This window comes from Rhodococcus sp. DMU2021 (assembly GCF_019641445.1).
Classification (GTDB): domain Bacteria; phylum Actinomycetota; class Actinomycetes; order Mycobacteriales; family Mycobacteriaceae; genus Rhodococcus; species Rhodococcus pyridinivorans.
In genome coordinates this window covers 1-761 of record NZ_JAIFKB010000098.1, presented here as the reverse complement: position 1 = coordinate 761, position 761 = coordinate 1, and the positions used below count along the sequence as shown (strand labels likewise).

The following is a 761-nucleotide window of genomic DNA, read 5'->3' as shown; positions in this document are numbered from 1 at the left end:
CTAGCCGTACTGGCTGATGATCGTGTCGACCAGATCGGAGGGAATCGGGTCCGCGGGCATGGCCGGCCAGCCCATGAAGCTGCGGTCGGCTTTGGCGTTGGCCATCGGTCCGGTGTCGCCGTCGAGGATGACCTTCAGATGGGGTTCGAGGTGCTGAATCCACCACGCGGACACCGCGGACATCGAATCCGAAGCTCGTGCTTCCTCCCATGCCTGGTGTAGCGCGGTCAGTCGGGCCACGACCTCCGGGTACGCCCACCACCTCGCATCCCAGGACAGACCGCCGTCGTTGTCACTGATCCGCCGGCGGATCACCGGCAGGAAGAAACCGTTCACCCAGTCGATAACATTCGCATACTTCGGCTCTTTCTTCTCCTGCGGTTCCGCGGTAGAGCCGACTACTGCGGCCTGTTCCGGGGTCCACTCGTCGGCGGTGCCGTCTCCGGACTCGTTCCCGGTATCCCAGCGATCATCGGTCGTGCGGGGCAGATTCACCATGCTCATTCCTTCGACATGAACTCGGACGTAAACAGGGCAGTGGTGCGGGAAGACTCCACGACAGGCGCGTCCACGACGCGTGGTTGCTGCGGACCCTCACTGCCGGGACGATCGGACTCCCCCATCGGCAACGCTTTCTGTTGGGCAGGGCCGAGCTGCTTGCTTTCCTGCTGGGACTGGCGGATCGCCTCGGCGAACGGCGAATTCCCCCAGAACGCCTTGCGGACCAGGATCGGGGTGGAGCCACCGATCGTCACCAGCGC

The 761-nt window shown here is 64.3% G+C and carries 1 protein-coding gene and 1 pseudogene; both read right to left on the bottom strand.

Annotation, left to right across the window (positions count from 1 at the left end; all coding sequences use genetic code 11):
- On the bottom strand, positions 1-498 hold the full coding sequence (locus tag K3M35_RS25820; RefSeq protein ID WP_220667293.1) for a DUF4913 domain-containing protein: 498 nt from the start codon (positions 496-498) through the stop codon (positions 1-3).
- Positions 499-500: 2 nt separating this feature from the next.
- Positions 501-761, bottom strand: a pseudogene (locus tag K3M35_RS25815) (conjugal transfer protein TraD); the annotation flags it as partial.

Coding starts and splice junctions, on each gene's coding strand:
- K3M35_RS25820 (WP_220667293.1), bottom strand. CDS start 498: ATGGTGAATCTGCCCCGCACGACCGATGATCGCTGGGATACCGGGAAC.